Origin of the sequence: Thalassospira sp. SN3W, assembly GCF_038070535.1 — a bacterium.
GTDB classification, from domain to species: Bacteria; Pseudomonadota; Alphaproteobacteria; order Rhodospirillales; family Thalassospiraceae; genus Thalassospira; species Thalassospira xiamenensis.
On sequence record NZ_CP121124.1, the window covers coordinates 1,335,604 to 1,357,817 of the forward strand.

Annotated in this window: 18 protein-coding genes; 11 read left to right on the forward strand and 7 right to left on the reverse strand. The window is 55.8% G+C overall.

Features of this window, described 5'->3' with window-relative positions:
- Positions 1-40 precede the first annotated feature (40 nt).
- The 6 genes from P8T57_RS06015 to P8T57_RS06040 form a co-directional block, all read right to left on the reverse strand.
- Positions 41-862 carry an ABC transporter ATP-binding protein gene (locus tag P8T57_RS06015; protein WP_110252530.1) on the reverse strand — a complete coding sequence of 274 codons (822 nt, stop codon included), beginning with the start codon at positions 860-862 and terminating at the stop codon, positions 41-43.
- 110 nt (positions 863-972) lie between these two features.
- Entirely contained in the window at positions 973-2,217 is a 1,245-nt protein-coding gene (locus P8T57_RS06020; protein ID WP_341364890.1) for an ABC transporter substrate-binding protein, read from the reverse strand.
- A 106-nt stretch (positions 2,218-2,323) separates the two neighbouring features.
- Complete coding sequence (locus tag P8T57_RS06025; RefSeq protein ID WP_037987222.1) at positions 2,324-3,397, reverse strand: branched-chain amino acid ABC transporter permease; 1,074 nt, start codon at positions 3,395-3,397, stop codon at positions 2,324-2,326.
- Between the two features lie 18 nt (positions 3,398-3,415).
- A complete protein-coding gene (locus P8T57_RS06030) occupies positions 3,416-4,309 on the reverse strand; it encodes a branched-chain amino acid ABC transporter permease (RefSeq protein WP_037987219.1) in 894 nt (297 codons plus the stop codon).
- A gap of 68 nt (positions 4,310-4,377) precedes the next feature.
- Complete coding sequence (locus P8T57_RS06035) at positions 4,378-6,327, reverse strand: long-chain fatty acid--CoA ligase (RefSeq protein ID WP_341364891.1); 1,950 nt, start codon at positions 6,325-6,327, stop codon at positions 4,378-4,380.
- A 2-nt stretch (positions 6,328-6,329) separates the two neighbouring features.
- The gene (locus P8T57_RS06040; protein WP_341364892.1) at positions 6,330-7,139 is read right to left on the reverse strand and encodes an ABC transporter ATP-binding protein; all 810 of its coding nucleotides are present in this window, start codon (positions 7,137-7,139) and stop codon (positions 6,330-6,332) included.
- Between the two features lie 804 nt (positions 7,140-7,943).
- Between P8T57_RS06040 and acnA the strand changes: the two genes are divergently transcribed.
- Both acnA and P8T57_RS06050 read left to right on the forward strand, forming a co-directional pair.
- Complete coding sequence (acnA, locus tag P8T57_RS06045; protein ID WP_065701805.1) at positions 7,944-10,631, forward strand: aconitate hydratase AcnA; 2,688 nt, start codon at positions 7,944-7,946, stop codon at positions 10,629-10,631.
- 224 nt (positions 10,632-10,855) lie between these two features.
- On the forward strand, positions 10,856-13,420 hold the full coding sequence (locus P8T57_RS06050) for an EAL domain-containing protein (protein WP_341364893.1): 2,565 nt from the start codon (positions 10,856-10,858) through the stop codon (positions 13,418-13,420).
- A 75-nt stretch (positions 13,421-13,495) separates the two neighbouring features.
- On the opposite strand, the gene P8T57_RS06055 is transcribed toward P8T57_RS06050, so the two are convergent.
- A complete protein-coding gene (locus P8T57_RS06055) occupies positions 13,496-14,833 on the reverse strand; it encodes a sodium-dependent transporter (protein WP_341364894.1) in 1,338 nt (445 codons plus the stop codon).
- 281 nt (positions 14,834-15,114) lie between these two features.
- On the opposite strand from P8T57_RS06055, the gene P8T57_RS06060 reads away from it, so the two are divergent.
- The 9 genes from P8T57_RS06060 (at position 15,115) to P8T57_RS06100 (ending at position 22,188) form a co-directional block, all read left to right on the forward strand.
- Positions 15,115-15,858 carry a DUF1223 domain-containing protein gene (locus P8T57_RS06060; RefSeq protein WP_037987210.1) on the forward strand — a complete coding sequence of 248 codons (744 nt, stop codon included), beginning with the start codon at positions 15,115-15,117 and terminating at the stop codon, positions 15,856-15,858.
- A 179-nt stretch (positions 15,859-16,037) separates the two neighbouring features.
- Entirely contained in the window at positions 16,038-16,760 is a 723-nt protein-coding gene (ccmA, locus tag P8T57_RS06065) for a heme ABC exporter ATP-binding protein CcmA (RefSeq protein WP_341364895.1), read from the forward strand.
- Entirely contained in the window at positions 16,757-17,422 is a 666-nt protein-coding gene (ccmB, locus tag P8T57_RS06070) for a heme exporter protein CcmB (RefSeq protein ID WP_007090223.1), read from the forward strand. The genes ccmA and ccmB overlap by 4 nt, the downstream gene beginning before the upstream one ends.
- 49 nt (positions 17,423-17,471) lie before the next feature.
- Positions 17,472-18,263, forward strand: coding sequence for a heme ABC transporter permease (locus P8T57_RS06075; protein WP_341364896.1), 792 nt, complete (start codon positions 17,472-17,474; stop codon positions 18,261-18,263).
- Positions 18,260-18,463 carry a heme exporter protein CcmD gene (gene ccmD, locus P8T57_RS06080; RefSeq protein WP_007090225.1) on the forward strand — a complete coding sequence of 68 codons (204 nt, stop codon included), beginning with the start codon at positions 18,260-18,262 and terminating at the stop codon, positions 18,461-18,463. The genes P8T57_RS06075 and ccmD overlap by 4 nt, the downstream gene beginning before the upstream one ends.
- 31 nt (positions 18,464-18,494) lie before the next feature.
- Positions 18,495-18,983 (forward strand): cytochrome c maturation protein CcmE, encoded by a 489-nt coding sequence (ccmE, locus tag P8T57_RS06085; RefSeq protein ID WP_341364897.1) that lies wholly within the window; start codon positions 18,495-18,497, stop codon positions 18,981-18,983.
- Positions 18,984-19,124: 141 nt separating this feature from the next.
- On the forward strand, positions 19,125-21,167 hold the full coding sequence (locus tag P8T57_RS06090) for a cytochrome c-type biogenesis CcmF C-terminal domain-containing protein (protein WP_341364898.1): 2,043 nt from the start codon (positions 19,125-19,127) through the stop codon (positions 21,165-21,167).
- On the forward strand, positions 21,164-21,700 hold the full coding sequence (locus P8T57_RS06095; RefSeq protein ID WP_007090228.1) for a DsbE family thiol:disulfide interchange protein: 537 nt from the start codon (positions 21,164-21,166) through the stop codon (positions 21,698-21,700). The genes P8T57_RS06090 and P8T57_RS06095 overlap by 4 nt, the downstream gene beginning before the upstream one ends.
- Positions 21,697-22,188: a cytochrome c-type biogenesis protein gene (locus tag P8T57_RS06100; RefSeq protein WP_007090229.1), complete on the forward strand. Its 492-nt coding sequence runs from the start codon at positions 21,697-21,699 to the stop codon at positions 22,186-22,188. Before P8T57_RS06095 ends, P8T57_RS06100 begins: the two co-directional genes overlap by 4 nt.
- The last annotated feature ends 26 nt before the right edge of the window (positions 22,189-22,214 follow it).

The window sequence follows — 22,214 nt, forward strand, 5'->3', positions numbered from 1 at the left end:
CGGGTCCGTTTTCTGGTCATTGAAAGGCGGCAAACACGTGTTAAAGCCAGCGTTTGCGGCGCTTGTATGATTTGATGTTCTTGAAGCTTTTGCGTTCTTCCGAACCACCGCCAAGATAGAATTCCTTGACGTCTTCGTTGTTCAGAAGCTCGTCACGGGTACCATCCAGAACCACCTTGCCGCTTTCCATGATGTAACCGTAATCGGCAACCTTCAGCGCAAAATTGGCATTCTGTTCCACGATCAGCATGGTAATGCCCTGTTCGCGGTTGATCTTTTCGATGATCCCGAACACTTCCTTCACCAGCAAGGGTGACAGACCCATCGACGGTTCATCAAGCAAAATCATTTTCGGGCGTGCCATCAAGGCCCGGCCAATCGCCAGCATCTGCTGCTCCCCGCCCGACAGGTAACCTGCAAGCCCGGTACGTTCGCGCAGGCGCGGGAAATATTCAAACACCATGTCGATATCGTCCTTAACGCCCTTGTCCTTGCGGGTATAGGCGCCAAGCCGAAGGTTTTCGACACAGGTCATGTCTTCGATGATGCGGCGGCCTTCCATGACCTGAAACAGGCCGGAACGCACGATATCCTCTGGATTGCCGTTGGCAATCTGCTGCCCCATGAAATTGATATCGCCGCGGGTCACCTTGCCATCCTCGGTCTTGAGCAAACCGGAAATAGCCTTGAGCGTGGTCGATTTCCCCGCACCGTTCGGGCCCAGAAGGGTCACGATCTTGCCTTGCGGGACTTCAAGCGACACCCCGCGCAGGACAAGGATCACCTCGTCATACACGACTTCGATATTATTGACCGACAGCAACGATTCTGCGGTTTCGGTTTTGCGGGCCGGCTCTGCCATGGTGTCCCCTTCGATCACGTTCTGATTACATCCCCCGGTGTCGGGGCGGACGCGCTTTTCGCCACCCCGCCCCGAACACCATCGGGAGACATCCGTCTTCTGACTACGACTTAATAGCCAAGCCAGTCGTCACGGCGCGGCAGGGTCACGGTTGCCGCCTTGGTTACGGTCGGCTCACCGCCGATTGCACTGCCGTTATAGATATTCACGGTGTTGATGCCGCGATGGTCTTCGGCAGTCCAGGTCGCGGGCATGCAAACGCCTTCAAGACCGGCAGGCACCCAATCCGTGCGGGCATACATGCCGGCCTTGATGTTTTCGCCGGTGATGCCGCCATTGGCCTTGGCCCATTCCATGGCTTCTTTCATGTAATAGGCCGAGCAAATGCCGCGGATATAGTGATGGGTGCGGAACTGTTCGCCCGAACTATCGGACATTTTCGAAATTTCGCGCACAAGATCCATGCCCGGTACGCCCTCGTCGCTCCAGAAGCTGGTCATCGCCGGGAAGACATAGTTTTCAACATCACCGATGGTTTTCAGCGTTTCGTAGTCCCCCGCCCAGATATTGGCCAGCCATTTCGGACTTGCACCAACCGTATCGCAGGATTTGACCAGCGAAACGACCGACGGGCCGAGGTTGCCAAGGTAACCATAATTGGTTCCGGCTTCCTTGATCGTCAGGCACTGCGCCTTGAAATCGCCCGGCTTCATCGAAACGACGACCGGCTCGGTCACGTCAAAGCCAAGTTCGGTTGCGTATTCGGCACAGGCTTCTTTCGGTGCATTCGGATAGGGATGGTTATCCCCGATATGCGAGAAGACCGGTTTGCCCGAACCACCCGATGCTTTCCAATCCTCGGCAGCCCACTGAACCAGTGCACGGCAGGCGTCGGAATAGGATGCGCCATAGAAGAAGTTATAAGGTGCCGGTTTCGCGGTTTTCGGGTTTTTGCCGGTCGGATCGGTCAGATGGCCGGAATAGGACGCGGAATAAACCGGGACCTTGTCCTGGGCCACAAAGCTGATCAGGGCTTCGGTGTCGCCCGTGCCCCAGCCCTGCATGGCGACCATGTTGTTGCGCGAACGCCATTTTTTGTAGTTCGCAATCGCCTGCGGAACCTTATAGGCGTAATCGACCGATTCTGAATCCAGAACCGTCCCGTCAATGCCACCGTGGGTATTGATATACATAAGCGCGTCACGGACACCATCGGCATAGAATTTGCCAATGAACCCGGTCGCCCCGGTGATGTCCATCAGATGGCCGACAAAAACCATGTCGTCATCTGCTTTGGCTGCCGAAACCGACAGGCCGGTTGCAACAATCGCTGTCGCAGCAATCAGTCTTTTCATCACGACGTCTCCCTTGGACGTTTTTCTAAACAAAGTAGCCTCCCGGCCTTCGCCGATTTTCGTCCCGATCTTTGTTTTTTAAGCGACCGGGTTTCGGCGATATTGATCAGTACGAGAAGGGATAAAGCTTCCAGTACGCCCTGATCTGCTGCCAGCGGTGCGCGAGCCCGTCCGGTTCGAAGATCAGGAAAAGGATGATGGCCAGACCGATCGCCATCTCCTTGATATAGGCCAGCCCGTCGGTCACAGCCGTCGAATTGGCCCAGTCGAAAACACTTAAAAGCCCGACACCGTTTTCCATGACTTCGGGCAGCAGAACCATAAAGATGGTCCCCATCAGCGTGCCCTTGACCGAGCCAAGGCCGCCAATGATGATCATGCCCAGAAACTGGATCGACAGCAGGATGGTAAAGCCCTCGGCCGAAACGAAGCCAAGGTAATGGCCATACATTGCCCCGCCGATCCCGGCATAGAACGATGAAATCGCAAAGCTCATCAGACGGTATTTCGTCAGATTGATGCCCATGATTTCCGCCGACAGATAATGATCCCGTACCGCAACAAAGGCGCGCCCGTCACGGGTCCGCATCAGGTTGGTGCCCAGCAAGTACATGATCACCAGGAAGAACAGGCAGACATAGAAGAAGCTGAAATCATCGAGCACTTCATAGCCAAACACATTGACCGGATTTGCCGCCGCCCCGTATGAGCCGCCGGTAAACCAGTCGGCCCGGGCAAAGAAATCTTCCAGAATGAACTGGGCGGCCAATGTTGCAATCGCCAGATAAAGGCCCTTGATCCGGGCCGCAGGCAGACCGAACAGAAGCCCGACAGCCGCCGTCATCAGACCGGCCAGCGGGATCGACAGCAAAACCGGAATGCCGGTCGTATTGTTGATCCAGGCCGATGCAAAGGCACCAAACCCAAAGAATGCCGCATGACCCAATGAAATCTGCCCGGTGAAGCCGACCAGAATATTCAGACCAAGGGCGGCGATGGCAAAATACGAAATCTGAATGAACAGGTTAACGTAATAGCCGTCCAGAACAAACGGGATCAGGGCGGTTGCAATCACACCCAAAATCGCGGCATTGCGGACAAAGGTGGTATCAAAAATCCGCGTATCCTGTCGGTAGGTGGTGCGAAAATCACCGCAGGGACGCATCGAAAATCCAGCCATAACCTATTACTCCGCCCCTTAGATGCGTTCGATGTCTTTGGTGCCAAACAGACCGTATGGCTTGATGCAAAGAATGATGATCAGCACATAGAACGGTGCGATCGAAAACAGGTTGCCCCAGTGCAGATACTGACCGTCGACAAACTCGGCGGTGTTTTCCAGAAGTCCGATGATCACACCCCCGACAATCGCACCGATGATTGAATCAAGCCCGCCCAGAATGACCGCCGGGAACACCTTGATCCCGATGACCGAAAGCGCCGATGAAACCCCGTTGACCATCCCGATCACGATACCGGCAACCCCCGATACCAAGGCCGAAATCGCCCAGGACATCGCAAACACGGTTTTCACCGAAATACCAAGGCTTTGCGCGACCTGCTGGTCAAAGGCCGTGGCCCGCATCGCAAGGCCCAGCTTGGAATATTTGAAGAACCAGTAGAACGCCGCCATGATCACCAGCGAGATCACGAAACTCATGATATAGGCGGTTTCGATCTGCATCCCCATCAGGTTGACCGACCGTGTTTCAAACACCTGCGGATAGGTCGCCGTGGTCGCACCGAATATCCATTTGGTCGCCGCCTGGAAGAAAATCGAAAGCCCGATCGTCACCATGATCACCGAAATGATCGGCTCGCCAATCATCGGGCGCAGAACCACCATTTGCAAAATGATGCCAAACGCCATCATGAACAGTAATGTAAAGATAAAGCCCAGCCAGAATGGCATATGCATTTCGACAAGGAATGCGTAACAGACCCACGCCCCGATCAACAGGAACTCGCCCTGTGCGAAGTTCACGATCTGGGTCGATTTGTAGATCAGCACGAAACACATGGCGACGACGCCATACAATGTTCCGACAATCAGCCCGTTAAGCAGAAGCTGGAACAGAAGTTCGAAATTCATGTTGCCATCCCTGTAATGGCGGCCCCGCAACCTTGATGGCGTTTGGGGCGCACTGTTTTATCGCAGCCTTATTCGGCGGCTTTGGGGGCCGTCTGTGCGGCCTTGTCCCCGTCCAGATCGACAACCTTCACACTTGTCTGGATGCGGGTTTTCGACCCGTCCTGGAAGGTGATCATGGTGTCGATATCAACCTTGTCATTGCCGGCATAAACCGCATCGATGATGTCGGCGTATTTTTCGGCGACCACACTGCGGCGGACCTTGCGCGTGCGCGTCAGTTCGCCGTCATCGGCATCCAGTTCCTTGTAAAGCAGCAGGAACCGCTTGATGCGCTGGGCTTCCGGCAGGGTTTCATTCACCTGACGGATTTCATCAACGATCATGTCATAGACCTGCGGCTGGGCCGACAGATTGGTATAGTTGGTAAAGGCAATCCCGCGCTGCTCGGCCCATTTGGCCATGATCGAGTACCGGATGCAGATCATGGTCGACAGGAACGGCAATCCCTTGCCAAGGATCACGGCCTCGGCGATGAAGGGAGAGAATTTCAGTTTGTTTTCAATAAACTGCGGCGAATACCGCACGCCTTTTGATGTTTCCGCCAGATCCTTCAGACGGTCGATCACCACAAGATGCTTGTTGTCTTCCTTGAAGTAACCGGCATCGCCCGTATGCATCCAGCCATCCCGGACATCCTCGTCATAGGCGGCCTGATTTTTATAGTAACTGGTAAACATCCCCGATGTGCGCGCGACAATTTCGCCAACACCGTTTTCATCGGTATTGATGATTTTGATTTCCGAATTGTCGAACGCGCGCCCGACCGTATCGAAATCAATGTCATCGGGCTGATGGATCGTATAGGCACCGCAAAGTTCGGTCTGGCCATAAAGCTGACGCAGCGGAACACCCATGGCATGGAAGAACTTGAAGGTTTCCGGCCCCATCGCCGCCCCGCCGGTCGCAGCAGACCGCAAATTCGAAAAGCCCAACCGATCCTTTAACGCATTCATCAACAGAACATCGGCGACCTTGGAATGCCCGCCACCATCAAGGGCGGTACGGGCCAAAGCCATGCCGAAATCATACATTTTCTGTTTGAACAGGGTGGCATCCATCATGCGGGCGCGGACATCGGCGGCAATCGCCTCCCAGACGCGCGGTGCCAGCAGAACGAAGTTCGGTCCGATCTCGCGAAGATCGGCCATCATCGTTTCCTGTTCTTCGACGAAATTGACGATCTGGCGGCTGATCAGCGACTGACCAACGACATAAACCTGTTCCATGATCCATGGCAGCGGCAGAACCGAAACATAATTATCCCCCGGATATTTCGGGTCGGCCCGCAGATAGGCGGCACAATGATCAAGGAAATCCCCGGCATTGAGCATCGCCATTTTCGGCTTGGACGTCGTACCCGATGTCGTACACAGGATCGCGCATTCATCACCGCGCGTATCGGCGACCATCACATCATAGGCACCGGGGTCTTTTGCCTCGATCTCGCGACCAAGTTCATAAAGCTTTTCGATATCCATCAGGCGCGGATCTTCGTATTTCCGCATCCCGCGCGGATCGCAATAAACAATGTGCTCAACCGTCGGAATCTGATCAGAAAGTTCCAGAAGCTTGTCGCACTGTTCTTCGTCCTCGGCGATCAGAACCCGCGCACCGGAATAGGTGATCAGATAAGCGACTTCTTCATGAAGACTGTCCTGATACAGACCGACCGACATCGCACGCAGCGCATGGGCGGCGATTTCACCCCAAACCCATTCCGGCCGGTTTTCGCCAATAATACCGATCACATCGCCGGGCGTGATACCCATATCGCGCAGACCAAGCGCCATCCATTTGACGCGGTCGTTGTAATCTTTCCACGTGAATTCCTGCCAGATGCCGAATTCCTTCTCGCGCATGGCAATTTCGTCGCCCCAGTGGCGCGCGTTATACGCCAGCACCTTCGGGAAGGTATCAAGCGCCTGCACATTTGCGTAATCGGGGGTATTGCTGCTCATGTTCAGGCCACCTGCTCGTCTTCGTCGGTTGCGTCATCGTCTTCGCCGAGATAGGCCTTTTTGACATGCTTGTTGGCCATGACTTCTTCGGGCAGGCCAGCGGCAATCTTGCGACCGAAATCAAGAACCATGACCCGGTTGGAGATATCCATCACCACCCCCATGTCATGTTCGATCATGACAACCGTCATGCCCCATTCTTCGTTCAGATCGATGATAAAGCGCGCCATGTCCTCTTTTTCTTCGAGGTTCATGCCCGCCATCGGCTCATCAAGCAGGATCAGATCGGGGCGCAACGCCACCGCACGCGCCAGTTCGACACGCTTGCGCAATCCATAGGACAGCGTCCCGGCGGTTGCCTTGCGGATATGGGAAATTTCAAGGAAGTCGATCACGTCTTCGCAGAAGCGCCGATGTTCAAGCTCTTCCTTCTGCGCGCCGGAAAACCAGTAAAGCGGCCCGGTCAGGTAATTGTTTTTAAGCAGGTGGTGCCGCCCGACCATGATGTTGTCAAGGACACTCATATGACCAAAAAGGGCCAGGTTCTGGAAGGTACGCCCGATGCCAAGCTCCGCCCGGTCATTGGGCTTAAGCCCCGTGACATCCTGCCCCTTGAAGGACACTGACCCGGTGGTTGGCTGATACCGACCCGAAATGCAGTTCAGCATCGATGTCTTGCCGGCCCCGTTCGGGCCAATGATTGAAAACAGCTCGCCGGGCTGGACGGAAAAGCTGACGTCGCTTAGCGCGCGCACGCCGCCAAACACAAGCGATACGTCGCTGATCTGCAAAATGGGACCCTGTGACGTCATAACGTCGCTTATCCTCCCTGACTTGGGCCGCAGGCACCCCTTCTTCCGGTTGACCGGATTTTAAGGTGGATACCCCGTGCCTCTTGTTCAGTTTCCCTGATGATGTACCGGTTTTTATCTGACCCGGACCTTACGGAAACCGGGCTTGGCACATTTAATACGTATTTAAGTACCAATTTCAGCAAATGCCGTCAACGTGTTGCACAGCAACGCATTGACACTTTTCACAAATTCGCATCGCACAATTTTTGCGTTCTGGTCTGATGAATGTACTTCTACCTATAATTCCGTAAGGTCATCACGACACAACCCGCATACTGAAAGGCTGAAAATTATTGCATCGCAACATTCAGGTTCCTGTTCGCGCTGCACCAACTGTGCTCTGACAAATGCCGAAATTGTCCCCTGTTGCATTCAGGCGATCACCCGATTCGTTCCCCTTCGGACAGGATTTCCCCCAATAGTACAGGGCATCCTCTACATTCGAGTCTTTCCAGATATGGCGGTGATCCTGTGGACTCGCGAATGATCTTCGGGCGGATTTACGGTGTTTTTCACCCGAATCAGATACCTTCTGATTGCCATTACGCGCCAACCATTCACCAATTCGTTGTTATCGCAGGGATTTCAAGAATGACCCTTTTGCGGGTCTGGACTTTCAGGGGGAATTGTGGTGTAACCCCGTGGCACATACATATGTAGCCGTGACCCGCGTCACGAGATACAGATAGCCCACCGCTCGGCGCTCCGACGGTCGGGGTGTCTTGTCACGACAAGCCCTTTAACCACCTTGAGGAGGGTCTGATGTCCATTTGTGGCAAAGACAACCTGCAAACGCGCCGCACGCTGAATGTCGGGGACAAGTCCTACGACTATTACAGCCTTAAAGTTGCTTCCGAAAAAATCGGCGACGTTTCCAAGCTTCCGTTTACGCTGAAGGTCGTTCTGGAAAACCTTCTGCGCTACGAAGACGATTTCACTGTCAAAACCGACGATGTCAAAGCTGTTGTCGAGTGGCTCAAATCCCGTTCGAGCTCGCACGAGATCAACTATCGTCCGGCCCGCGTTCTGATGCAGGACTTCACCGGCGTTCCTGCCGTTGTTGACCTTGCCGCGATGCGTGATGCCGTCGTCAAGATGGGCGGCGACGCCCAGAAGGTGAACCCGCTTTCACCTGTTGACCTCGTCATTGACCACTCGGTCATGATCGACTTCTTTGGCACCGACGACGCACTCGACAAAAACATGGAAGTCGAGTTCGAACGTAACGGCGAACGCTACGAGTTCCTGCGCTGGGGCCAGAATGCGTTCAACAATTTCCGCATCGTTCCGCCGGGGGCTGGCATCTGCCACCAGGTGAACGTCGAACATCTCGCCAAGGTCGTATGGACCGGCAAGGATGATAACGGCAAAACCGTTGCCTACCCCGATACGCTGGTTGGTACCGATTCCCACACCACCATGGTCAACGGCCTTGCCGTTCTGGGCTGGGGTGTTGGCGGTCTCGAAGCCGAAGCAGCCATGCTCGGCCAGCCGATCTCGATGCTGATCCCCGAAGTCGTCGGTTTCAAACTGACCGGCTCGATGAAAGAAGGCATCACCGCAACCGACCTCGTGCTGCGCGTCGTTCAGATGCTCCGCGAGAAGGGCGTTGTTGGCAAGTTCGTCGAATTCTATGGCGACGCGCTGGATCATATGAGCCTGCCGGATCGTGCGACCATCGGTAACATGGCACCGGAATACGGTGCGACCTGTGGCTTCTTCCCGATTGACGATGAAACGCTGAACTATATGCGTAACACCGGTCGTTCCGAAGAACAGATCGCACTGGTCGAAGCATATGCCAAAGAACAGGGCATGTGGCGCGACCCGAGCTTCGAAGCCGAATATACCTCGACCCTTGAACTCGACATCTCGACCGTTGAACCGGCCCTGTCCGGTCCGAAACGTCCGCAGGACCGCGTTCTGCTCAAAGATGCCGTTTCAAGCTTCACCAAGACCTTTGCCGACATGGCACCGGGTGTTGATGCGGATCGTTCTGTTCCGGTTTCGAACGAAAACTTCGCAATGAAAGACGGTAACGTCGTTATTGCCGCCATCACGTCCTGCACCAACACCTCAAACCCGAGCGTGCTGATCGCAGCCGGCCTGCTGGCGAAAAAAGCGGTTGAACTCGGCCTTAAAAGCAAACCGTGGGTGAAAACCTCGCTTGCACCGGGCTCGCTGGTTGTTGCCGACTATCTCGAAAAAGCCGGTCTTCAGACCTATCTCGACAAGCTTGGCTTTAACGTTGCCGGTTTCGGTTGTACCACCTGTATCGGGAACTCCGGTCCGCTGGCCGACCCGATCATCGAGGCAATTGACGGCAACGACATGCTCGTGACCGCCGTTCTGTCGGGCAACCGTAACTTCGAAGGTCGTATCAGCCCGCAGGTCAAGGCAAACTATCTTGCCTCCCCGCCGCTGGTTGTTGCCTATGCTCTTGCCGGTAACCTGAAGGTCGATCTGAACAAAGACCCGATCGGCACCGACAAAGATGGCAAAGACGTCTTCATGAAAGACATCTGGCCGACCAACAAGGAAATCGCGGACACCATCGCGTCCTCGATCTCTGCTTCGATGTACAAAGATCGTTATGACAACATCTTTGCCGGCCCGAAACCGTGGCAGGAAATCGAAGTCACCGAAGGCGAAACCTTCGAATGGGATGGCAAATCGACCTACGTCCAGAACCCGCCCTACTTCGTCAATATGGCGAAAGAACCGGGTGCGTTCTCGGAAGTTCATGGTGCACGTCCGCTCCTGATCCTTGCTGACTCCGTGACCACCGACCACATTTCTCCGGCCGGTTCGATCAAGGAAGAAAGCCCGGCAGGTGAATACCTCAAGGCGCACGGCGTTGCGGTTCGTGACTTCAACTCCTATGGCGCACGCCGCGGGAACCACGAAGTCATGATGCGCGGCACCTTTGCCAACATCCGTATCCGTAACGAAATGGCACCGGGCACCGAAGGCGGTGTTTCGGTTCATTACCCATCTGGCGAACAGGGCTGGGTCTATGATGTTGCCATGCGTTACCAGGCCGAGGGCACCCCGCTGGTTGTCATCGCGGGTAAGGAATACGGCACCGGTTCGTCCCGTGACTGGGCAGCCAAAGGCACCAACCTGCTTGGCGTCAAAGCTGTTCTGGCCGAAAGCTTCGAACGTATCCACCGCACCAACCTGGTCTGCATGGGCGTCCTGCCGTTGCAGTTCAAGAATGGTGAAGGTCGTGCGACTTACAAGCTGGATGGCACCGAAGTCTTCGACGTTCTGGGTATCGGCAACGGTATCAACCCGATGCAGGACGTTACGGTTCGTATCACGCGCAAGGATGGCTCCACCGAAGAGGTCATCGCCACCTGCCGTATCGATACCGAAAACGAAGTCCTCTACTACCAGAACGGCGGCATTCTGCAGTTCGTTCTGCGTAACATGATGAAAGCTGCCTGATTTCGCCTGAAATCAGAAGCTTGCTGAATGCGAAACACCCCCGTCCTTGACAGACGGGGGTGTTTTTGCAGAAACCCGCACCTTTAAATTGCGCCAAATCCAAACCACATCTATCCATTGATTTATAACAAGTCAGCCGTCCCGACGATTTGATAGGGATGAGGCTAGAGCGATAATGCCCGCAAACCGGGTGCCAGACAGGATTTGGACAGCAACAGGTTATCATGACGCGCCCCAGTTTTGCCGATGGCAATACCACCCACCTGACCGTAGGTACGATTTCCCCCGGCATCGTGTTGCGTTGCGGGCCGGAAACCGCGATTGGTCAGGCCATCGACATGATGCGCGAAGCCAATTGCAGCTCCATCATCGTGACACAGGATCACCTGCCGATCGGAATCTGGACGGAAAAGGATTGCCTGTCCCTGCCCGCCGACTGCGAAGCCACCCTGAACGAGCCGATATCGAAATGGATGTCGGCCCCGGTTCACAGCATATCGGTCCATGCCACGCCCGAAGCCGCCATCATCCGTATGCGCGAACGCCATGTCCGTCATCTGGTCAGCGTGGACGCGGAAAACCGCCTTGCCGGGATCATCAGCCAGTCTGACCTGATCCGCCAACAGGGCAGTTGGCGCAAACTGGGCGATGGGGATGTCGGGGCCGCCATCCGCCGCACGACAATCTTTGTCGATGGCGATATCCCGATGTCGGAACTGCGCGCGCGCATGCATGATGCCAAATGCGATTGTGCGATTGTCTATGATCCGTCGGTCGCGACCGACCCGGTTTCGATACTTGATCACACCGGGATCATTACCGAACGCGATATCCTGCGCAATCTTGCCAATGGCGATCACGCAACACCGGCCATCGAAATTGCCAGCCGCCCGCTGCGTGTCATTTCCGCCAAGTCCAGCCTGAACAACGCCCGCGACACGATGCTGGCCCAACATATCCGCCATCTTGCGGTCATTGATGAAACCGGCAATGTCATCGGTGTTCTGTCATTCGCCGATCTGCTGGAATTCATCGAACAGGATTACTTCGCCCATCTCAGGTCCGTTATGGAAGGCCGCGATGTCGAACTGACCAAGGCGCGCCGGTCGCTGTTTCTGGCAGACAAGATCATTGAAACATCGCCGGACGGGATCATGGTCTGTGCCGCCGATGGCACGATCGAACTGGTCAATCCGGCCTTCACCCGGGTCACGGGTTACAACGCATCGGACGTGATCGGCAAAAACCCCAATATCCTGCAATCGGGTCGTCAGTCTCCCGAATTTTACACCTCGATGTGGCGCGATATCCAACAGCACGGTAAATGGGAAGGCGAAATCTGGAACCGCCGCAAATCCGGCGAAATTTATCCCGAATGGCTGTCAATCATCGCGATCCGTGATGCCGATGGCCAGATCAGCCAGTATGCCTCGATCTTTACCGACATCAGCGAACGCAAGAAAAACCGCGAAGACATTCTGCGGCTTGCCCATATTGACGAACTGACCGGCTATCCCAATCGCCGCCGGTTCCTTGAACTGCTGGCCCACGGCATCGGCGAGTCCCGCCGCAAGGGAACCCGCCTGACGATCCTGCTGCTCGATATCGATAATTTCCAGCGGGTGAACAACACACTGGGACACAGTGACGGTGACGACGTTCTGGTCGAAGTTGCCCGTCGGCTGCATCGCCGTCTGGATCAGGGGGGTGTTCTGGCGCGTGTTGGTGCGGATGAATATGCCATTCTGCTTTCGGGGGGGACTTCCGCCGATGATGATGCCGCACTGGCCGATGATCTTTTAAAAGCGTTAAACCAACCGCACCTGACCAGCAAGGGACAGGAAATCTATATTTCGGCCAGCATCGGCATCGCATCCTTCCCGCACGACGCCAACGATACCGCCAATCTTTTGCGCAATGCCGAAATTGCGATGATGCATTCCAAGGAACAGGGCCGAAACCGGTTCAGCCGCTATAACCGCGCCAGTCATTCACGCAGCGATGCCGACCTTGCCCTTGAAAGTGCCCTGCGTCAGGCGCTGGATCGCGATGAATTTCATCTGGTCTATCAACCGCAATTCGAAGCCCGCACCGGCAACCTGCACGGGGTCGAAGCCCTGTTGCGCTGGAACCACCCGCAACGGGGGGCGATCCCCCCCTCGGTCTTTGTTCCGGTAGCCGAGGAAATGGGCGTGATCGGCGAACTGGGGCGCTGTGTATTGCGTCACGCCTGCCGTCAGGCGGTCGCATGGCGTGAAAAGGGCCTGCACAACGTCACGATGGCGGTGAATGTCTCGGTCCAGCAATTCTATGGCACCATTGATCTTGCCGAACAGATCAGAACCATTCTGGTCGAAAAGGGCATGGCGGCGGACCGGCTGGAAATCGAAATCACCGAAAGCCTGTTCATGCAGAATATCGAAGAAATGCGCGCCAACATGCAGCGCATTCGCGATCTGGGCGTCAAAATCGCACTCGATGATTTTGGCACCGGTTTTTCCAGTCTCAGCTACCTGCGCAAACTGCCGTTTGACACGATCAAGATGGATCGCAGTTTTGTCGACGACATCAATCAGGGACGCGAAGGCAGTGCGCTTGCGATCACCATCCTGAATATGGCGCAGAACCTGCACAAAAAATGCGTCGCCGAAGGTGTCGAAACCAACGCGCAGCTCAAACTGCTGCGCGATGCCGGATGCGATTACATACAGGGATACCTTCTGGGCAAACCGATGTGTGCGGATGAAATCCTCACCCTGTCTCAGCAAAGACCGGCCGAAGCCTCCTGATCCGGTTTGATCCCCAGCAAAAAGGGCGGGGAAATTCCCCGCCCTTCGCATGTCGTCTGCTGTGAAAAAAGCGGCCTAAAGCACGCCAAGTCCCTTCAGCAGAATGAAGGCAATCGCAAGCGGTGCGATGAACTTCACGATAATGCCCCAGCCATTGATCCAGAACGGCACCACGCCATTATGGGCGGCAATATCTTCCTTGGCCTTGCCCCAGACAACCCAGCCGACAAACAGCGAGATGAACAGGCCACCAATCGGCAGCAGCAATTTCGAGCTGACATAATCCATCAGATCAAAGAAGCCGAGGCCAAAGATCTTGAACTCGCCCATGAGCCCCATCGACAGCGAGGACGGAATCCCCAGCAGGAAGATGATCACCCCCACCGTGATCGATGCCCATTTGCGGCTGATGCCGCGGTCATCAACGAAATAGGCAACAACCACCTCAAGGATCGAAACCGCCGACGTCAATGCCGCAATCCCCAGCAACAGGAAGAACATGAACGCAAAGATCGACCCCATCGGCATATGCGCAAACACCGCTGGCAACGTAATAAAGGTCAGGCCCGGACCGGCACTTGGATCAAAGCCGAATGCAAACACGGCTGGCAGGATCAAAAGACCGGCCATGACCGCAACCGACGTATCAAGCAGCGTCACCCAACCGGCCGAACTGGCGATATTTTCCTTTTTGCTCAGATACGAGCCATAGGTAATCATCGCCCCCATCCCAAGCGAGAGCGAGAAGAACGCCTGCGAAAGCGCTTCCGATACCGTTGCCCATGTCACTTTGGAAAAGTCCGGCGACAGCAGGAAGGCAATGCCTTCACCCGCACCTGGCAGGGTCACGGAACGCACGATCAGCACCAGCAACAACGCAAACAGGGCCGGCATCAAAATCTTTGACGCACGTTCAATACCCGAACCAACACCCGCCAGGACGACAAAAACCGTCAACGCCATGAAGATCGCATGATAGATCAGCGGCGAAACCGGATCGGCAATGAACCCGCCAAAGATGCTGCCCAATGCGGCCGGATCTTCAATCGCCAGCGCCCCGGTGATCGATTTGACCATATAGGAAATCGTCCAGCCGGCGACGACACTGTAAAATGACAGGATGATAAAGGCAGCCGCAACACCACAAAGCCCCACCAGCGGCCATGCACCGCCCTTGAGCTTTGCAAACGCGCCAATCGCGTTCTTTTCGGCCATCCGGCCAATGACCATTTCAGCCAGCATGACCGACAGGCCAATGGTGAAAACCAGCGCCAGATAAATCAGCAAGAAGGCACCACCGCCATTCTCGCCCGCCATATAGGGAAACTTCCAGATGTTGCCCAGCCCCACCGCCGACCCGGCAGCCGCCAGGATAAAGCCGAGGCGTGACCCCCAATGCTCTCGTTTAATCATTGCCTGCAAACCTTTCTTGGACTGGCATCCGCGGTAAGTCGCTCCCGCCGCAGTGCCGGTTCCTCATTTTTCTCTATAAACGCAAAGGTGATTTCACCTCACGCATTCCGTGAAGACCTTTTGCCTCCTTTCGGAATTGACCGGAGCTAATAACACCGATCTTCCGAAATCTCCTGTCTAAATTGCCGTGTTTTGCGCAAAAATCGGTCGTTTTGGCGCAAACGGACCTTTCAACGCCTTGTGATTGGTGGTTGATAGACATTTTGGGGCATCATCAATGCATGAAACAGCTTCGCCCCATTATCTTCATGCTTGGAACCGCGTTCATGGGTGGTTTATCGCTGGCACATGCTGGCGAGTCCACATCACCCCGCGCCGTGATCGAGCTTTACACATCCGAAGGATGCAATTCCTGCCCTCCGGCGGATCGTGTTCTTTACGAATTAAATCAGGAACATGGTGACCTTCTTGCCCTGTCGTTTCATGTCGATTACTGGAACTATCTGGGCTGGGAAGATCCGTTTTCCAGTGCGGCCAATACCGAACGGCAACGCGACTATGCTGGTCGCATGCGTGAACGCTATGTCTACACCCCGCAGGTCGTGATCAACGGCGATCAGGTCGTTCGCGCCACCGACAAAGGCCGAATCGTCACCACCAGCAATGAAACGACCCCGCTTCGGGAATGGGCGGAACTGGCCCTGCTATCGGATAATCGAACCAGCCCCGCCAGTGGCAAATTAAAGCTCGGCATGCTCAATACCCCGCCTGCCGGGCAGTCCTATCAGCTTTGGCTGATCGGGTTTGATCGCGAGCAGGCACGCGATGTCCGGTCTGGTGAAAATGCCGGGCGGCGTCTGGTTCATGCCAATGTCGTGCGCGAAATGATCGATCTTGGGCAGTGGGACGGCATGCAGCGCGAACTTGATTTCGCCCTGAACCAGCCTTGCGACGGCGGTGTCGCGGTCCTTGTTCAGGAAGGCCGCGGCGGGCCGGTTCGAAGTGCCTCGGTCATCCGCTTCTGATCTGCTATCGCTTTGCCCGCGCCGCAGCCGATTTTTGATCGCTGCGGCGTTTCACGTCTTTTTGGATTGATTTGAAACAATGTCATCACATCCAATGTCGGATAAAGCATGATTAATAACGTCGGGCGCGGTATAGAAAAAGCGCATCCGGCATGAATTCCGACAGTCAAACGAGTTAGATGACAGTTTTTACCGGTTCTGATCTGACCTGTCTGCGTGGCGAACGTCTGGTCTTTGGCGATCTTTCCTTTAGCGCCAATACCGGCGATGCCGTGATGCTGCGCGGTCGCAATGGTGCAGGAAAATCAAGCCTTTTGCGCCTGATGGCGGGCCTCATGGCCCCGCGCCGCGGCACCATCCGCTGGCAGGGTGACGATATCGCCGATGATAAAATCGGCCATCGCGCGCGCCTGCATTACCTTGGTCATCAGGACGCGATCAAACCGGTCCTGACCGTTCGCGATAATCTGCGCCTGTGGGCCGAACTGCGCGGTATTTCCGATATTGATGCCGAAATCGATCAGGCGCTTCGCGCCCTTGATATTCATCACCTTGGCAAAACCGCCGGGCGATATCTTTCAAGTGGTCAAAAACGCCGCACCGCCCTTGCCCGTATCCTGCTGGGTCAAAGCGACCTTTGGCTGCTCGACGAGCCGACCGTTGGCCTTGATCGCGAAAGCTGTGCCGAACTGGCGCGTCTGATCGCCGAATTCCGGGCCAAAGGCGGCATCGTGATTTATTCCACCCATGTCGATCTGGATATCGCGGCACCGATCATCCTTGATCTTGATCCGTTTGCCATCCCGATGATGGAATGGCTGATCGAACATGATGATGAAGATGCCAACCAGCATCTCTCACTCGACATGGATCAAGGCAGAGCGACGGAGGCCGCGATATGAATGCCTTTGTCGCCATCCTGCGTCGTGATTTGCGATTGGCCCTGCGTCAGGGCGCGGATTCCGTGATGGTGGTTGCCTTCTTTATCGTAACCACCACCCTGTTTCCGTTTGGTGTCGGCCCCGAAGCCAATATTCTGGCGCGCATTGCATCGGGTGTGATCTGGGTCTCGGCCCTGCTGGCGGCCATGCTGTCACTCGAACGTGTCTTTCAGACCGATTACGAGGATGGCACGCTGGAATTGCTGACCCTGTCGCCTGCACCGCTGGAATTGCTGGTTCTGGGCAAGGTGTGCGCCCATTGGCTGACGACCGGCCTGCCGCTGATTATTGCGGCACCCGTGATGGCCGTGATGCTCAATATGGATCAGGATGGCTTTGGCACCCTGATGATCGCCATGCTGATCGGCACACCGGCACTCAGCCTGATCGGGGCGATTGGTGCGGCACTGATTTTGGGGGCACGACGCGGCGGTGTTCTGGTGTCATTGCTGGTCCTGCCACTATATATACCGGTACTGATTTTCGGTGCCGGTGCGGTCGAGGCCGCATTGCTTGGCATTTCCGCCCAGGCACAGTTACAGATCATGGGGGCGATCCTGTTACTGTCTTTGGCTGCCGCCCCGTTTGCCACGGCCCACGCCATCCGGCAGGCCGTGGAATAACTTAAAACAGACGACCTTCGGCGGCATCGCCGCAAACGGACGAGAGAAAATGCATCGTTTCGCCAAACCAAGCGTGTTTCTGAAACTGACCAGGGCCATGATGCCCTGGGTGGTCGCGCTGACCGTCATTCTGACCGCCGTCGGGCTTTATCTGGCCCTGATCGGATCGCCGGTTGACTATCAGCAGGGCAACACCGTCCGCATCATGTATATCCACGTGCCCGCGGCATGGATGGGCCTGTTCTGTTATGTCGGCATGGCTCTTTGCGGGGCCATGAGCCTGATCTGGAAACATCCGCTTGCCGATATCTGCGCGCGCGCCACCGCCCCGGTTGGCGCAACATTCACCGCCCTTACGCTTATTACCGGGTCGCTTTGGGGCGAACCAATGTGGGGAACATGGTGGGTGTGGGATGCGCGTCTGACATCAATGCTGATCCTGCTGTTCCTCTATCTTGGCTATATCGCGCTTGTGAATGCCTTTGACGATCCCGAACGCGGATCAAAGGCCGGATCGGCTCTGGCACTGGTCGGCGCGATCAATGTGCCGATCGTCAAATTTTCCGTCGACTGGTGGAATACCCTGCATCAACCGGCATCGGTTGCCCGTATGGGCGGGCCCAGCATCGATCCCAGCATGCTCGCCCCGCTTCTGATCATGGCCTTTGCCTTCACCGGTTATTATTTCATCGTTCTGGTGCTGCGCGTTCGCCTTGAACTCAACCAGCGGCGCATCCGTGCGCTTCAACTGAGCGGCCTGTTTGACGAACGCCCGGTTGCCAGCGGCGATCATGACGAACTCGCCTATGATCAGGGTCACAACGCCGGAGCCAGCAAATGAACGAATTCTTCTCAATGGGCGGCTATGGCAGCTATATCTGGGCCAGTTACGGTATCGCAGCCCTTGCGATGATCATTCTTCTGATCATGACCCTGCGTGGCCTTCGTCAAAGCCAGACCGAACTTGATCAGCTTGAAACTGTTCTGAAAGCTCGCCGTCCCAGACGTGCCCGCACAACAGACCAGTCCCCGACTTCCTGAGCCCAAGCCTTCCTGAGCGGAGAATATCAAAGTGTCTCTTTCGCGTGCCAAATCCCGCAAACGTCAACGCATGTATATCGTCATGGCTGCCCTTCTGGCGGTCGGGGCGGCGGCTGCCTTGGCCCTTACGGCATTTGAAGATTCGGTTGTGTTCTTCTTCAGCCCGACCGAAATCGCCGAAAAATCGCCGATTGATCCCGATCAGCGCCTGCGCGTCGGTGGCCTCGTCGAAGAAGGATCGCTTAAAAAGCTTGGCGGCGGTGAAACCGTCACCTTTATCGTCACCGACATGGCAAATTCGGTCACCATTTCCTATACCGGCATCCTTCCCGACCTGTTCCGTGAAGGCCAGGGGGTCGTCGCCGAGGGCCATATGGGTTCCGAGGGCCAGTTCATCGCATCCGAAGTTCTGGCCAAGCATGATGAAAACTACATGCCGCCCGAGGTCGCTGACTCATTGAAAAAAAGCGGTTATTGGGAAGAAATCGAAGCCCGCAACGCCGAAGAGATGCGTAATTAAGCCACATTCTGCCATCATAAAAACCTCATATTGAAGCCATCAAAGCGGCATTAAACTGGGTGGATGCCTTGCTGTTTGACAGCAGGGGCTGAGTGGTGTTCGTTTGGTGAACACCACATATCGGGGAAATCTGAAGAACGCATGATCGCAGAGTTTGGACATTTTGCCCTTATCCTGATTCTTGCATTGGGAACCTGTCAGGCCGTCCTGTTCTGTCCGGCCCTGTTTCGCGCAAGCTATCGCGCGCTCGGCCCGACAACGGCAATTGCTGGCGGAACCTTGCCAGATGGACTGACCGGCAATATCCGGACTTCCGAAAATGTCGGTTTCGGTGTCTGGCCCCTGCCCTTTGCCATGTGCGTTCTGGCAATCATTGCCGAAGCTGCCCTGATCCATTCCTTTATTGTCAGTGATTTTACCCTGCCCGTGGTGGCCGATTACAGTCATTCATCTACCCCGATGATTTACCGTATCGGTGCCTCCGTCATCTCCGATAGCGGCGCCATGCTGTTCTGGGTCGCGACCAGCACGCTGGCGACACTGATATACGCGCTGCAAAGCATTGCGCGCGGCGTTACCGAACAGGATCGTGTCGCCCTTGGTATCCTTGGCATCATTGTCGCCCTTCTGGCGGCGGTAACAATCATTGACGCCGATCCGTTTATCCGGTCGGGCATCGCACCGCTTGATGGCAACGGTCTTGATCCGGAATTGCAGGACCTTGCCGGTATGGCACGCGGGCCGATCCTGTATGCCGGTCTTGCTGGATTATCGGTGATTTTCGCGGTGACCTTTGCCGCACTGCCGGGTGCGAAGCTTGACCGTGCATGGTCGGAACAACTGCGCCCGTGGACGATGGTTTCCTGGACATTGCTGGGCGGTGCCATCGCCATCAACGCTTACCGTGCTTATACCGAACAGGCATGGGGCAACTGGTGGTACTGGGATACATCCGAAAATGCACTATTGCTACCCTGGCTGTTGACCACGGCATTCCTGCATTGTCGGGCCGTTCTTGAAAAAACCGAAACCCTGAAACCCTGGACGGCTCTTTTGGCGCTGTCGGCCTTTGCTGCCGGCTGGTTCGGGACATTCCTCGTACGCTCCGATCTATTGGGTCCGTTGCCAACCGCCCTGCTCAGCAGCGGCGACGCTGTTGCCCTTCTGGTTGCCTTCTGCGTTCTGTTTGGCGGGGCCTATTTCATGTTCTGGCGGTGCGCGACCGACATGATCGATGACAAGGACTTCTCGCTGGTATCGCGCGAAAGCGGCATGTTCCTCAACAGTGTGATGCTCTCGGTTGCGGCGGCCACAGTCCTGATCGGCACCATTTATCCGCTGTTCCTGCGCTGGCTGGGCGGCGATATCATCACGGTTGGCCCACCGTTCTTTGTTCAGGCCCTGATCCCGATCGGTTTGCCGCTTCTGTTTCTGATGGGCTTTGCCCCGACGCTGCGCTGGCGCAAGGACGAGGCATGGCAGATCGGGCGGCGGATGAAGCTGGCCGCCATGATGTCGCTGATCGTGATCCTGTTTGTCTGGATGCGCTTTATCGATGCGTCCCCGCTGCCATTGCTGGGTATTGGTCTTGCGGCCTGGGTCTTTACCGCCGCCCTTGGTGATCTTTGGGAACGCCTGTGGCGTCAACCCGACCACGGCGAAGGCAAATACCGCAATCTGCAGCTTCTTGGTCCCCGCTATCTCAGCATGACCTTTGCCCATATCGGGATCGCCATCCTGATCGCAGGCGGATCGGCCAGTGCCATCTGGGAACAGCAGATATCGCTTTCGGCGCGCACCGGACAGAGTATTCAGATCGGCCCCTATAACCTGCAATACGAAGGTGTGGCGCTGCTGCCCGGTGAAAACTTCGCCACCCGCAAGGCGACCTTCATCATCTATCGCAACGCCCAGCCGGTCGCCGAACTCTTCCCCGAAGTCCGCTATTATCCAATCCGCGGCATCGAAACCAAGGAAGCCGATATCTGGCATGGACGCGATGGGGATTTGCATGTTTCCGTTGGCGAACGGGCCGAAGATGGCGGGCGTGTCGTGACCGTCCGGTTCCTGCCAATGATGCCCTGGGTTTGGGGCGGAATGTTACTGATGCTGATCGGCGGTGCCATCAGTATCTGTACGCGCATTATCCTGCGCTATAAGAAAAACGGAGTTCCCGCTTCATGAGATTCTGGATCGCAGTCATCCCGCTGGTACTCTTTGCTGCTCTTGCCGGTGTCTTTTTGACGAATATTGGTAAAGATACATCTGTTGTGCCGTCGGCCTTGCTGGGTAAACCGGCACCCGATTTCCAGTTGCCCCCATTGCCAGGCCGTGACCGCGGATTGTCACGCGCCGATATTTCAAAAGGCGAGGTATCGGTTCTGAACGTGTTCGCCAGCTGGTGCATTCCATGTCGTGCGGAACATCCGCTCATCAAGCGCCTCGCGCGTGAGGCTGACGTTCCGGTTTATGGCCTGAACTACAAGGAAAAAGACCCGCAGGACGGTGTCAACTGGCTTGATGAACTTGGCGATCCCTATGCCGCGGTCGGGATGGATTTATCCGGGCGGACCGGTATTGATTTCGGGGTCTATGGCGTGCCGGAAACCTTTATTATCGATGGCACCGGTCAGATCCGGTACAAACATGTCGGGCCCATCTCAAATCAGGTTCTTGAAGAAGTCTTACTGCCAAAGATTGCGGAGTTAAAAGGATGATCCGTCGAAATTATTCACTGTTCGCGGCCTTTGTCATTCTGCTGGGCCTGCATACGGCACCGGCTTTTGCGGTCAATCCTGACGAGATGCTGTCCAATCCCAAGCTTGAAGAACGCGCGCGCGACATCAGTCAGGGCTTGCGCTGTCTGGTCTGTCAAAACCAGTCGATTGACGATTCCGATGCCGATCTGGCCCGTGATCTGCGCATTCTGGTGCGCGAACGTCTGGTTGCTGGCGACACCAACGAAGAAGTCGTTGATTACATCGTCGAACGCTATGGCGATTATGTTCTGCTGAACCCGCCGCTGAAACCCGAAACCTACATCCTGTGGATCAGCCCCGCCGTTCTGGCATTTCTGGCCCTGATTGCGGTGATCGCCTTCTACCGCCGCAAACAGCGCGAAGACGGTGCGGGCCCGAAATCGCTTTCCAATCAGGAACAGAAGCGGCTTGATGAAATCCTTGGCACGTCACAGGATCGCTCGTAACGATGCAGTTTGGCCGCCCCGCATAT